Annotated in this window: 9 protein-coding genes; 3 read left to right on the top strand and 6 right to left on the bottom strand. The window is 73.7% G+C overall.

Annotation, left to right across the window (positions count from 1 at the left end; all coding sequences use genetic code 11):
* Nucleotides 1–97: 97 nt before the first annotated feature.
* The gene (locus IH13_RS0114490; protein ID WP_031084483.1) at nt 98–3,094 is read right to left on the bottom strand and encodes a bifunctional [glutamine synthetase] adenylyltransferase/[glutamine synthetase]-adenylyl-L-tyrosine phosphorylase; all 2,997 of its coding nucleotides are present in this window, start codon (nt 3,092–3,094) and stop codon (nt 98–100) included.
* Between the two features lie 147 nt (nt 3,095–3,241).
* On the opposite strand from IH13_RS0114490, the gene IH13_RS0114485 reads away from it, so the two are divergent.
* Complete coding sequence (locus tag IH13_RS0114485; protein ID WP_031084481.1) at nt 3,242–3,763, top strand: pyridoxamine 5'-phosphate oxidase family protein; 522 nt, start codon at nt 3,242–3,244, stop codon at nt 3,761–3,763.
* 17 nt (nt 3,764–3,780) lie between these two features.
* On the opposite strand, the gene IH13_RS0114480 is transcribed toward IH13_RS0114485, so the two are convergent.
* Both IH13_RS0114480 and IH13_RS0114475 read right to left on the bottom strand, forming a co-directional pair.
* The gene (locus IH13_RS0114480; RefSeq protein ID WP_031084479.1) at nt 3,781–4,569 is read right to left on the bottom strand and encodes a putative protein N(5)-glutamine methyltransferase; all 789 of its coding nucleotides are present in this window, start codon (nt 4,567–4,569) and stop codon (nt 3,781–3,783) included.
* A gap of 453 nt (nt 4,570–5,022) precedes the next feature.
* Nucleotides 5,023–6,522, bottom strand: a complete 1,500-nt coding sequence (locus IH13_RS0114475; RefSeq protein WP_199814668.1) for an MDR family MFS transporter — start codon at nt 6,520–6,522, stop codon at nt 5,023–5,025.
* 147 nt (nt 6,523–6,669) lie between these two features.
* On the opposite strand from IH13_RS0114475, the gene IH13_RS0114470 reads away from it, so the two are divergent.
* Nucleotides 6,670–7,260 (top strand): acyl-CoA-like ligand-binding transcription factor, encoded by a 591-nt coding sequence (locus IH13_RS0114470; protein WP_031084475.1) that lies wholly within the window; start codon nt 6,670–6,672, stop codon nt 7,258–7,260.
* 219 nt (nt 7,261–7,479) lie between these two features.
* On the opposite strand, the gene IH13_RS0114465 is transcribed toward IH13_RS0114470, so the two are convergent.
* Both IH13_RS0114465 and murJ read right to left on the bottom strand, forming a co-directional pair.
* Nucleotides 7,480–8,598, bottom strand: coding sequence for a hypothetical protein (locus IH13_RS0114465; RefSeq protein WP_158791179.1), 1,119 nt, complete (start codon nt 8,596–8,598; stop codon nt 7,480–7,482).
* Nucleotides 8,599–8,742: 144 nt separating this feature from the next.
* Nucleotides 8,743–10,434 carry a murein biosynthesis integral membrane protein MurJ gene (gene murJ / locus IH13_RS0114460; protein WP_031084471.1) on the bottom strand — a complete coding sequence of 564 codons (1,692 nt, stop codon included), beginning with the start codon at nt 10,432–10,434 and terminating at the stop codon, nt 8,743–8,745.
* A 56-nt stretch (nt 10,435–10,490) separates the two neighbouring features.
* Between murJ and IH13_RS0114455 the strand changes: the two genes are divergently transcribed.
* The gene (locus IH13_RS0114455) at nt 10,491–11,024 is read left to right on the top strand and encodes an NUDIX hydrolase (RefSeq protein ID WP_031084470.1); all 534 of its coding nucleotides are present in this window, start codon (nt 10,491–10,493) and stop codon (nt 11,022–11,024) included.
* A gap of 42 nt (nt 11,025–11,066) precedes the next feature.
* Here the strand turns inward: IH13_RS0114455 and IH13_RS0114450 are convergent, their stop codons facing one another.
* Nucleotides 11,067–12,212 (bottom strand): RNA polymerase sigma factor, encoded by a 1,146-nt coding sequence (locus tag IH13_RS0114450; RefSeq protein ID WP_031084468.1) that lies wholly within the window; start codon nt 12,210–12,212, stop codon nt 11,067–11,069.
* Between the last annotated feature and the right edge of the window lie 73 nt (nt 12,213–12,285).

Raw genomic sequence — 12,285 nt, 5'->3', positions numbered from 1 at the left:
GCCGACGCCACCGGGGGCGTAGGCGGGCGGCGCGCCCGGTGCCCGGGGGCTCCGCCCCGCACGGGCCCCGTTCACCGACCGCCGGCGCCGCGTCGGCTCACCCCGCAGCCCCGTAGAACAGCTCCTCCACCACCGCCCGGGCCCGCCGCGTGATCCGCCGGTAGTCGTCCAGCATGTCCCCGGCGTGCCCCGGTTCGTACCCGAGGTATCGTCCCACCGCCGCCAGCTCACGTGGGTTCGAGGGGAAGGTGTCCCCCGGCCGCCCCCGTACCAGCATCACCGCGTTCCGGACCCGGGTGGCCAGCACCCACGCCTCGTCCAGGGTCCGGGCCTCCTCGTGCCCGACGAGCTCCGCCGCGCAGGCCGCGGCCAGCGCCTCACGGGTGCGCGTCGTCCGCAGTCCCGGCTCGGCCCAGCCGTGCCGCATCTGCATCAGCTGGACCGTCCACTCGACGTCGCTGAGCCCGCCCCGGCCCAGCTTGGTGTGGAGCGTGGGGTCGGCGCCCCGGGGGATGCGCTCGGTCTCCATCCGCGCCTTGAGCCGGCGGATCTCCCGGACCGCGTCGTCGCCGAGCCCTTCCGCCGGGTAGCGCAGCGGGTCGACCATCTCGACGAAGGCCCGGCCCAGGTCCTCGTCCCCGGCCATCGGCTCGGCGCGCAGCAGCGCCTGGCTCTCCCAGACCAGCGACCAGCGCCGGTAGTAGGCCGCGTACGACTTCAGGGTGCGCACCAGCGGTCCGCTCTTGCCCTCGGGGCGCAGGTCCGCGTCGATCAGCAGCGGCGGGTCGGCGGTGGGCAGCTGGAGCAGTCGGCGCATCTCGGTGACGACGGCGTTCGCGGCGCGGGCCGCCTCCTCGTCGCCGACCCCTTCGCGGGGCTCGTGCACGAACAGCACGTCGGCGTCGGAGCCGTAGCTCAGCTCGTGCCCTCCGAAGCGGCCCATGCCGATGACGGCGAACCGGGTCGGCAGGGTGTCGCCCCACCGCTCGCGCACGGCGGCGCGCAGGGCCCCGGAGATCGCGGCCGCGTTCAGGTCGGTGACCGCGGGGCCGACCCGGTCCACGAGCGCGCCGGGGTCGGCCTCGGCGGGGCTCTCCTCGGTGCCGTACGAACCGATGATGTCGGCGGCGGTCGTACGGAAGAGCTCTCGGCGCCGCACGCCGCGCGTCACCGCGACGGCCGTCTCCGCGTCGGGGGCGCGTCGGACGGCGGCCAGCACCTCCTGCTCCAGGTGCTCCCGGCCGCGCGGCTTCAGCCCCTCCGGGTCGCCCAGGATGGCGACGGCCTCGGGGGCCCGCATCAGGAGGTCGGGGGCGAGCCGGCCGGCCGACAGGACCCGGGCGAGGTTCTCCGCCGCGGCTCCCTCGTCCCGCAGCAGCCTGAGGTACCAGGGGGTCTTGCCGAGCGCGTCGGAGACCTGCCGGAAGCCGAGGAGTCCGGCGTCCGGGTCGGCGGAGTCCGCGAACCAGCCCAGCAGCACCGGGAGCAGGGTGCGCTGGATGGCCGCCTTGCGGGACACCCCGGCCGTCAGTGCCTCCAGGTGGCGCAGGGCGGCGGCCGGGTCGGCGTATCCGAGGGCCTCCAGCCGGACGACGGCCGCCGTGGCGCTGAGCCTCCTCTCGCCGGGCGCCAGCTGGGCGACGGCGTCCAGCAGCGGCCGGTAGAAGAGCTTCTCGTGCAGCCGCCGCACCACGGACGCGTACCGGCGCCAGGCCCGGTTGAGCTCGGTGACCGGGTCGGTGCGCAGCCCCAGGGAGCGGCCGAGCCGGCGCAGGTCCGCCTCGTCCTCGGGGACCAGGTGGGTGCGGCGCAGCCGGTGGAGCTGGATGCGGTGCTCCATGGCCCGCAGGAAGCGGTAGGCCTCGTCCAGCTGGGCGGCGTCCGCCCGCCCGACGTATCCGCCGTCGGCGAGGGCGCCGAGCGCCTCCAGGGTGGAGCCGGCGCGCAGGCTGCTGTCGCCGCGCCCGTGGACGAGCTGGAGCAGCTGCACCGCGAACTCGACGTCCCGCAGCCCGCCCGGCCCGAGCTTGAGCTCGCGGTCGACCCGGTCGACGGGGATGTTGTCGACGACGCGGCGGCGCATCTTCTGGACGTCGCCGACGAAGTTCTCCCGGTCGGCGGCCTGCCACACCAGAGGGGACACGGCCGCGACGTACTCCGCGCCCAGTTCCCGGTCCCCGGCGACCGGCCGGGCCTTCAGCAGCGCCTGGAACTCCCAGGTCTTGGCCCACCGCTGGTAGTACGCGAGGTGGGAGGAGAGGGTGCGCACCAGGGGCCCGTTGCGGCCTTCGGGGCGGAGGTTGGCGTCGACGGGCCAGATGGTGCCTTCGACGGTGGTGTCGGAGCAGATCCGCATCATGTGGGCGGCGAGCCGGGTGGCGGCCTGGAGGGCCTTGTTCTCCTCGGCCCCCTCGACGGGCTCACCGACGAAGATCACGTCCACGTCGGAGACGTAGTTCAGCTCGTGTCCGCCGCACTTGCCCATCGCGACGACGGCCAGCCGGCACTGCGCGGCGTCCTCCGGCGCGTCGGCACGGGCCAGGGCGAGCGCCGCGCGCAGGGTCGCCGTGGCCAGGTCGGCGAGCTCGGCGGCGACCTCGGCGACGTCGGTGGTGCCGCACACGTCACGGGCCGCTATCGAGAGCAGGGCCCGCCGGTAGGCGACGCGCAGCGAGTCCGGGTCCACGGCGTCGTCGAGCATGTGCTCGAACTCGGTGACGCCGGGGTGCAGGTCGGTGGCCTCGTACGTCACGAGGGCCTGCCAGTCGCGGGGGTGGCCCGCCAGGTGGTCCCCGAGCGCCTCGGAGGCGCCGAGGACCCCCAGCAGCCGGTCCCGCAGCGGTTTGGCGGTGATGACGGTGTCCAGGAGGACCTGGCGTTCGCCGGGTTCCTGCGCCTCGGCGAGCCGTACGAAGCCGCGCAGGGCGAGGTCGGGGTCGGCGGTCGCTCCGAGCGCGTCGAGCAGGACGGGGTCGGCCCGTACGGAGGCGAGTTCCGGGAGGGCCAGCAGCCGCTCCGCTGCGGACGGGTCGGTGAAACCGCGCCGCACCAGTCGGGTGAAGGTACTGCTCCTGCGTCCCGGCACCGATGTCATCCCGCGCTCTCCCTGCCCGCCGACCCACACGTATCCGTCGTCCGAGCCTACGGGCCGGCCCCGCCCGGAGCGGCAACGTGTTCGCGACGGCGGCGGAGTCCACCCTGAACGCAGACGACGTCCTCCCCCCTCCCCGAGGAGATCCGCATGCCGAGCAGGAACGAAACGCCCGAGACGGCCCTGGATCCGCACTACAGCGGGCAGGACGCCACCGCCCGCCCCTGGCCGGAGGCGGTCCGGCTGCTGACCGGGGCGGAGGTGTACTGGCTGTCCACGGTCCGCCCCGACGGGCGTCCGCACGTGACCCCGCTGATCGGCCTCTGGTCCGACGGCGCGCTCCACTTCTGCACCGGCCCCGCCGAGCGCAAGGCCCGGAACCTGGCCGCCAACCCGGAGGTCGTCCTGACCACCGGGACCAACACGCTGCACGAGGGCTTCGACGTGGTGGTCGAGGGCCGGGCGGTCCGGGTGACGGACGAGGAACGGCTGATCGCGCTGGCCGGGGCCTGGGAGGAGAAGTACGGCGGCGACTGGCACTTCGGCGTCACGGACGGCATGTTCTCCAACGGCGCGGGCGGCCGTGCGGAGGTCTTCCGGGTGGCCCCCCGCACGGCCTTCGGCTTCGCCAAGGGCGACCCGTACGGCCAGACCCGCTGGCGTTTCGCCTGATCCGCACGCCGGCGGGGCTACCCGGGGCGGGTCCCGGTCACGACCGTGGCGTACAGCTCCTCGGAGACGGCCACCCGTGGCACCAGCCCGCCGGCGCGGAGCACCTCCTCGGCCAGGGCCGCCTGCCGCTCACTCGTCTCGACCAGCAGGCTGCCGCCCGGGGCCAGCCAGCCGGGCGCCTCGGCGGCGACCCGGCGCATGACGTCGAGCCCGTCCCCGCCGCCGTCGAGGGCGACCCGCGGCTCGTGGACGCGGGCCTCGGCGGGGAGCAGTCCGACGTCGTCGGTCGGTACGTACGGCACGTTGGCGAGCAGGACGTCGACGCGCCCGCGCAACGCGCCGGGCAGGGGGGCGAAGAGGTCGCCCTCGTACACCTCCCCCAGGCCGGCCAGGTTGCTCCGGGCGTAGCGCACGGCGGCGGGATCGACGTCGGCGGCGTGGAGTTCGACGGTGGGCAGGGTGGCGGCGAGCGCCGCGCCGAGCGCCCCGGAACCGCAGCACAGGTCGACGGCGACGGGCCGGTCGGGGGCCGCCGCCGCGGCCTGCCGTACGAGGAACTCGGTACGCCGGCGGGGTACGAAGACCCCGGGGCCGACGGCGACCCGGATGCCGCAGAACTCCGCCCAGCCCAGGACGTGTTCGAGTGGCAGGCCGTCGACGCGGCGGGCCACCAGGGCGTCGAGGTGCGCGGGCCCGGTGGCGGCGCGCCGCAGCAGGGCCGCCTCGTCCTCGGCGAAGACGCAGCCGGCGGCACGGAGCCGGGCGACGACCGAGGAGGCGGTGAGGGGTGTTGCGGGTGACGACATGCGCGGAGCCTTCCGGTGAACCGATGGGCGCTCCGCGGTCGTTCAGGCCCGGTGGACCGTGCGACGGCGAGGGGTGAGCGCCCTGCCTGCTACAGCGGTGATGGGGCTCACCTCCAGAGGTCGGTCCCGGTGCGGGAGGCGTCACACTACCCGAATCCGCTTGTCCGCCGTACCCCTGTCCTCAGCGCGTCCGGTGGGTGCCGGGTGTGTCCACGGGCGCGGCGGAACACGCCGGCGAGTGCGCCGGCGGACGCGCCTGCTGACGGTCGGCCGCAGGTGGTGGGCCAGGGCGGTCACCGGAGGGCCCCCGGCCGGCGGGGACCGGGGCGCGGTACGGGCGTGGCCGGGCGCGCCACTGCGGGAAGGCCGTGCCGGGGCCGGCCCGGAGGACACGGGTGCCCCCGCGCCGTGGGGGCGCGGGGGCACATCGGGACCGTGGGGTCGGCCGTGGGGTCAGAGGTCCACGCTGTCGCGCAGCTTCGTCGGGGTCAGGAAGAGCGACGCGATGACACCCACCAGCGCGATCCCGGCCGAGATCAGGAAGATGTGGCCGGTGGCGTCACCGTAGGCGGCGCGCACCACTTCCTGGATCTCCGGCGGCATGGCCGCGACGTTGAGCGTCGAGCCGCCCGAGGAGGACGCTGCGGGGTCGACGCCCAGCTTCGCCAGGCCGGCGGCGATCTTCGTGGCGACCTGGTTGGCGAGCACCGCGCCCAGCACGGAGACACCGATGGTGCCGCCGAGCGAGCGGAAGAAGGTGATCGAACCGCTGGCGGCGCCGAGTTCGTTGAACGGGACGGTGTTCTGGACCACGAGCACGAGGTTCTGCATCGACATACCGACACCGATACCGACGGCCAGCATGCCCAGCGACACGATGACCAGCGAGGTCTCGTGGTCGATCGTGGACAGCCCCAGGAAGCCGAGGGTGAGCACGACGATACCGGTGATGATGTACGGCTTGACCTTGCCGGTCTTGGAGACGAGGCGGCCCGCGACGGTGGAGGAGAGGAGCACACCGAGCATCAGCGGGATGGTGAGCAGTCCGGCCTCGGTCGGCGAGTTGCCCCGGCCGATCTGGAAGTACTGGCCGAGGAAGACCGCTCCGCCGAACATCGCCATGCCCACGGCGAGGCTCGCGATGATGGCGAGGGCGGGGTCCCGGCGGCGTACGACGTGGAGCGGGACGACCGGCTCCTTGACCCGCGACTCGACGAGGACGGCCGCGGCGAGGATCAGGAGGCTCGCGCCGACCATGACGCCGGTCTGCCAGGAGATCCAGTCGAAGTTGTTGTCGACGAAGGTGACCCAGAGCAGCAGCAGGCTGACGCCGGCGGCGATGAGGGAGGCGCCCAGGTAGTCGACCTTGACGTCCGGGCGGCGGATCTCGGTGAGGTGCAGGGTGCGGGTCAGCATCACGAAGGCGACGACCGTGAACGGGATGGCGATGAAGAAGCACCAGCGCCAGCCGAGCCACGAGGTGTCGGTGATGAACCCGCCGAGCAGCGGCCCGCCGACGGTGGCGACGGCCATGACACCGCCGAGGTAACCGTTGTAGCGGCCCCGCTCCTTGGGGCTGATCATCGCCGCGATGATCACCTGGACGAGCACCTGGAGCGCGCCCATGCCGAGGCCCTGGATGACGCGGAAGCCGATGAGCTGGCCGGTGGACTGGGCGAAGCCGCAGGCGATCGACGAGACGACGAACAGGCCGATGGATATCTGCAGGAGCAGCTTCTTGCTGAACAGGTCGGCGAGCTTGCCCCAGATCGGGGTGGAGGCCGTGGAGGCCAGCAGGGTGGCGGTGACGACCCAGGTGTACTGCGACTGGGTGCCGTTCAGCGAACCGATGATCTGCGGGAGCGCGACGGAGACCACCGTGCTGCTGATCATCGCCACGAACAGCACGATGAGGAGCCCGCTCAGGGCCCGCATCACGTGGCGGTGGTCCATGGGCGCGGCCTCGGCGGGCGCGGCCGTGTGTGCGCTCACGCGCAACCTCCGGAAAATTCGAACAGATGAGGGAAGCCTTCACTGTACATGCGCAATGGGCAATTTTGCACATTGCGCAATCTTTACCGTCGCGTGGACAATGGAGGCATGGAAAGCCCTGTGGGACTGCGTGAACGCAAGAAGGCGGCCACCCGCCAGGCCGTGCACGAGGCGACGCTGCGCCTGACCGTCGAGCACGGATTCGACCATGTGACGGTGGAGGCGGTCGCCGATGCCGCAGGCATCTCCCGCAGAACGTTCTCCAACTACTTCACCAACAAGGAGGACGCCCTCCTCTACGGCGAGGAGCAGCACATAAGGGCCCTCGTCCAGGCGGTCCGCGACCGCCCCGCCGAGGAGCCCGCCTGGCCGGCCCTCCGGGAGGCGGTGGCCCAGTTCGCGGGACGCATGACACTGCCGGAACGCGAGTGGGCCATCCGCACCCGCCTGGCCATGCGCCACCCCTCCCTGCTCGCCCGCCAGCTCGCCAACCACGCCGCACTGGAACGCGACCTGGCCGACGCCGTGGCCGTCCGGCGCGGCCCGGCGGACAGCTCGGTGCGCCCCATGGTCCTGGCGTCGGGCTTCCTCGCCTCGATACGGATCGCGATGCGGATGTGGATCGAGGAGGACCTGGCGCGGGTCCCTGGCGAGGTCATCGACGAGATCCTGGACGAGATGGGGCAGAGCTTCGACTGAGCGGGGCCGGAGCAGTGCTCCGCGGCGCGGCCGGGCGGCACTCCTCGGCGCGGCCGGGCGGCACTCCTCGGCGCGGCCGGGCGGCACTCCTCGGCGCGGCCGGGCGGCCTCGAAAGTCTCGAAGACCAGTCCCGAAACCGGCCGGAACCCCGCGGACGCGCCACGGCCGCGCCACGGCCGTGCCGCCCGAGGTGTCCGTGGTCCGTCCGGCCGGACGGATCACGGACGCGGCGCGTCCCCGAGGCCGGACCCGGCCGTCTCCAGCGCGCCGAGCACCCACGGCATGGTCTTCTTCCGGGTGACCACGAGCACCGGTACGCCGTCGTCCTCGCACTCCAGGACGACGGCCTTGCCCTCGTAGTCGGGCAGGTCCGGGTCCAGCCGGTAGCGCGGGCGGACCCGGACCGGCCTCAGACCGCGCGGCACCTCACGGCGGAAGGCGGCGCCGGTCGGGTCGGGGGTCGAGGCCAGGAGGCCGGGGCCGGCCACCAGCCAGCCGCCACGGCCCTGGTAGGGCACCTCCCCCACCACCATGCCCGGGAAGCGACGCTCCTCCTCCGGCGCGGAGGGCGTCAGCCGGATGGTGTCGTCGCCCCGCTGACGGCGTGCCACGATCAGCCCTGCCACCGCGCACCCGAGCACGACCACCGGCGTGCACACTCCGACGACCAGGAGGGCTTCCCCCGGACTGTCCGTGGGCCACGGCGCGAACGCCCCGATCGCGGCGAGGGCGAGCCCGCCCGCGGTCGGGACACCCGCCTGCCACGGGTAGGCCCGGCGGGACAGGTGGGCGAACCGGGTGGCCCAGAGCCAGAGCCACAGGTGGACGAGGCTGTAGAGGCCGAGGGCGAAGCCCCAGGTGCAGTACAGGCGGTAGTCACCGCGCGGATCCGCGGTGGTGTACCGGCGGGCGGACCCGAGGTCGACGTAGCGGATCTGGTCCCGCCAGTACGTGACCCGGACGGTCTTCCCCGGGCCGGCGGCGGGCACGTCCTCGGCCCTCCCGTCGAGCCGGGTGCGGGTGGACGCCCCGTCCGGCTCGGTGACGTACACCCAGAACGAGGGGCTCTTCTTCCGCTGCACCTTCTCCGTCCGGTCGACCCGCGCGGCGATCGTCCACAGGCAGTCGCCCGCCTTCCCGCCGTCGTCCGGAGCGCAGGCGACCGCCTCCCGGAAGGCGCGTTCGTCGTCGAGCGCCCGGGGCATGGGGACCAGCAGCAGGAAGGCCGCCGTCAGCACGCACGCACAGCCCACCACGGCGGCGAAGACCGATGCCGCACGCTCTTTCGGGCTGAGCGGGGTGGACGGGGTGGGCGGGACACTCTTCTCGGGACTCACCGGCACATGGTGCACCGACGGCTCCGCGCAGCACGAGGGGCGATACAAGCACCTTTCGCGGCAGGCTCGTTGCCGGACCCCGGCCCCGGGCCGGCCGCCCCTACGACGGCACCCGGCTCCGGCGCGGCCCACGCCCCGGTCCACTCACTGTCGCGCACCAGGCCGCCGGCGCCTCCCGGGCAGCCGCCGCAGCTCACCGACCCTCATGAGCCGGGCCAGCAGGAGATACACCAACGCGAGGGTGACCGCCCCCGCGGCCAGGGCGACCGCGGTGGGCCACGTCCCGGTCCCCAGGGCGGCGCACGCACGGGCAGCGGCCCAGCCGAGCACCGCCGCCGGGCCCGCGGCGCACAGCAGCTTCCCGTAGGTGCGGCGCAGGCCCCCGTCGTCGAGACGGCCGCCCAGTCTCCGGCGCAGCAGGAGCACGGTGAGGGCGAGCCCGGCCGCGTAGGAGAGGGTGTACGCACCAGCCATGCCGACCACGGCCCAGCGGGCGGGCAGCAGCAGGTGGCAGCCGGTGGCCAGGGCGATGTTCACCACGGCGATCCAGGCGGCCATGAGGAACGGGGTGCGCGTGTCCTCGAAGGCGTAGAAGCCGCGCAGCAGCAGGTACTGCGCGGAGAACGGGATGAGGCCGAGCCCGAACGCCTGCAGCATGTACCCCAGCGGCCGGGCCGAAGCCGCGTCCGCCGCCCCGTGTGCGAACAGCAGGGTGGAGATCTGCGTGCCCAGCGCGAGGAACAGGAACGCGGCGGGGACGATGACGACCCCGCTGATCCGCAGCCCCCGGGCCAGATCCGCCCGCAGGTCGGCGATGCGTCCCTCGGCGGCGGCCCGGCTCATCCGGGGCAGCAGCGCCGTCACCAGGGACACGGTCACGATGGACTGCGGCAGCAACCAGATGGTCTGCGCGTAGGTGTAAGCGGAGTAGCCCGCCCCGGCCTGGGGCAGCTCCTGGTCGGCGGCGTTGGCGTAGTTGGTGACGACGGTCAGGGCGACCTGGTTGGCCAGGACGAACAGCAGCGTCCACTTCGCCGCGTGGGCGCTCTTCCCCAGCCCGGTGCCGCGCCAGTCGAACCGCGGCCGGAACCGGAAGCCCGCCGCCCGGGCGAACGGGATCAGGGCGAGGGCCTGCACGGCGATACCGGCCGTCGTCCCGATCCCCAGCAGCCGCACCTGGGTGGCGGTGATGTCCTCCACCCGGTCGGGGACGGTCATCAGCCCCAGGTACGCGGCGAACATGCCGACCAGCACGACGTTGTTGAGCACCGGCGTCCACATCATCGCGCCGAACTTCTCGCGCGCGTTGAGGAGTTGGCCGTAGATCGCGAACAACCCGTAGAAGAAGACCTGCGGGAGCAGGAACCGGGCGAACGTCACCGTCAGGGCGAAGGCGTCATGGTTCTCCGGCGTGTCCCGCATGTACAGGCCCACGATCTGCGGCGCCGCCCACACCGCCAGGGCGGTCCCCACCGCCAGCACGCACACGACCAGGGTGGTCAGCCGCTGCTCGTACGCCCGTCCACCGTCGGGCTGTGTCGTACGGGCCCGTACCAGCTGCGGCACCAGCACGGCGTTGAGGGCGCCGCCGATCAGCAGCGTGTAGAGACTGGTGGGCACGGTGTTGGCGGTGTTGTACGTGCTGGCCAGCAGCCCCGTCCCGAGCGCCGCGGCCTGGAGCACCTGCCGGATCAGTCCGGTGGCCCGCGACACCACCGTCCCGGCGGCCATCAGCAGCGAAGCCCGGCCCGCCCCTCCACCCTCGGCCTTCACCGGCCGGGCGTCCTCACCCTTCACCGGAACCGCCTGCGCCACGCTGTCCGTCCCCTCGGTCATGCGGGTCAACTTACGCTGAGCGCACCGGTGGTGGACGACCGAGAGGGGTCACGGCAGTGCGGTGGAAGGTCTACGGGGAGCGCCCGCTCTACGAGAACGCCTGGGTGAACCTGTACGCGACGGACGTGGAACAGCCGGACGGGCTCCGGAGCGAGTACTACGTCGTCAAGCTCCGCAACCTGGCGGTGGTGGCCGTGGTCAACGACCGCGGGGAGGTCCTGATGATGTGGCGCCACCGCTTCGTCACGGACACCTGGGCGTGGGAACTGCCCATGGGACTGGTCGAGGACGACGAGACCCCGGCCCAGGCCGCGGAACGCGAGGTGCGCGAGGAGACCGGCTGGCGGGTCGGCACCCTGACGCCCCTGATCTACGCCGAACCGGCGAACGGCATCACGGACTCCCAGCACCACGTGTTCCGCGCCGACGACGCCGCCTACGAGGGCCCTCCGACGGAGCGGAACGAGTCGGACCGCATCGAGTGGATCCCGCTGGCGGACGTCCGGGGGATGATCGACCGCCGGGAGATCGTCAGCAGCGGCTCCCTGGTGGGGCTGCTGTACCTCCTCATGGACGAGGCGGCGGGCTGAGGCGCCCCCGCGCCGGCCGGTACTCCGCACGCGCGCCGCGCCTCAGCGGCTCCGGCGGGTGTGGAGCCGGGCGGCCTGGCGTATCAGGTGGTCGCGCTCGGCCAGGCCGGGTGCCGCCCGGGCGGCCTCGGCGTACAGCCGTTCCGCCGTCGCCAGGTCGCCGTCGCGCTCGTGGAGGTAGGCGGCCACCGCGGTGTGGCGGGGCAGTGAGGCGTCCAGCGCCGCGAGTTCCGCGAGGCCCGCGCGCGGCCCGTCGGCCTGACCGACGGCCACCGCGCGGTTGAGCCGGACGACGGGGCTGTCGGTCAGGCGGACGAGCTCGTCGTACCACTCCACGATCTGCACCCAGTCGGTCTCCTCGGCGGTGCGTGCGTCGGCGTGGAGGGCGGCGACGGCGGCCTGGGCCTGGTACTCGCCGAGCCGGTCGCGGGCGAGCGCCGCCTGGAGGATCTCGATGCCCTCGGCGATCGACGCGGTGTCCCACCGGCCGCGGTCCTGCTCGGCGAGCGGCACGAGGCTGCCGTCGGGCGCGGTCCGGGCGGCGCGCCGGGCGTGGTGGAGCAGCATGAGGGCGAGCAGCCCCGCCACCTCGGGGTGGTCGATCGCGGCCGCGAGCTGCCGGGTGAGCCGGATGGCCTCGGCGGCGAGGTCGACGTCGCCGGAGTAGCCCTCGTTGAAGACCAGGTAGAGGACGCGGAGCACGGTGGCGACGTCGCCGGGCCGGTCGAATCGCACTCGGGAGACGGTGCGCTTGGCCCGGCTGATGCGCTGCGCCATGGTCGCCTCGGGCACCAGGTAGGCCTGGGCGATCTGGCGGGTGGTCAGCCCGCCCACGGCGCGCAGGGTGAGCGCGACCGCGGACGACGGTGTCAGCGACGGGTGGGCGCACAGGAAGTAGAGCTGCAGCGTGTCGTCCACCGTGAGCACGGGCCCGGGCGCCGGTTCCTCCTCGACCAGGTCCTCCCGCCGGCGGCGGGCGGTGTCGGCCCGGGCCGCGTCGAGGAACCGGCGCCAGGCGACGGTGACCAGCCAGCCCTTCGGGTCCCGGGGCGGCTCGTCCGGCCAGACGCGGACGGCCTCGACCAGTGCGTCCTGGACGGCGTCCTCGGCCGCCGCGAAATCGGCTCCGCGGCGGACGAGGATGCCGAGCACGCCCGGGGTGAGGCTCCGGAGCAGTGTCTCGTCCATCGGATGGGTCAGTCCGTGATGGTGGGCGGCGCGCTCAGGAACGGGCGCAGCTCCAGCCACTCGTGGATCGGCT

Origin of the sequence: Streptomyces sp. NRRL WC-3549 (assembly GCF_000721935.1) — a bacterium.
Lineage (GTDB): Bacteria > Actinomycetota > Actinomycetes > Streptomycetales > Streptomycetaceae > Streptomyces.
The sequence above is the reverse complement of the archived record's forward strand: the minus strand, read 5'-3'. Positions and strand labels throughout refer to the sequence as shown.

Bases quoted from the DNA above. Each gene is read 5' to 3' on its own strand.
- IH13_RS0114490 (WP_031084483.1), bottom strand. From the start codon at position 3,094: ATGACATCGGTGCCGGGACGCAGGAGCAGTACCTTCACCCGACTGGTG.
- IH13_RS0114485 (WP_031084481.1), top strand. From the start codon at position 3,242: ATGCCGAGCAGGAACGAAACGCCCGAGACGGCCCTGGATCCGCACTAC.
- IH13_RS0114480 (WP_031084479.1), bottom strand. From the start codon at position 4,569: ATGTCGTCACCCGCAACACCCCTCACCGCCTCCTCGGTCGTCGCCCGG.
- IH13_RS0114475 (WP_199814668.1), bottom strand. From the start codon at position 6,522: ATGGACCACCGCCACGTGATGCGGGCCCTGAGCGGGCTCCTCATCGTG.
- IH13_RS0114470 (WP_031084475.1), top strand. From the start codon at position 6,670: ATGGAAAGCCCTGTGGGACTGCGTGAACGCAAGAAGGCGGCCACCCGC.
- murJ (WP_031084471.1), bottom strand. From the start codon at position 10,434: ATGACCGAGGGGACGGACAGCGTGGCGCAGGCGGTTCCGGTGAAGGGT.
- IH13_RS0114450 (WP_031084468.1), bottom strand. From the start codon at position 12,212: ATGGACGAGACACTGCTCCGGAGCCTCACCCCGGGCGTGCTCGGCATC.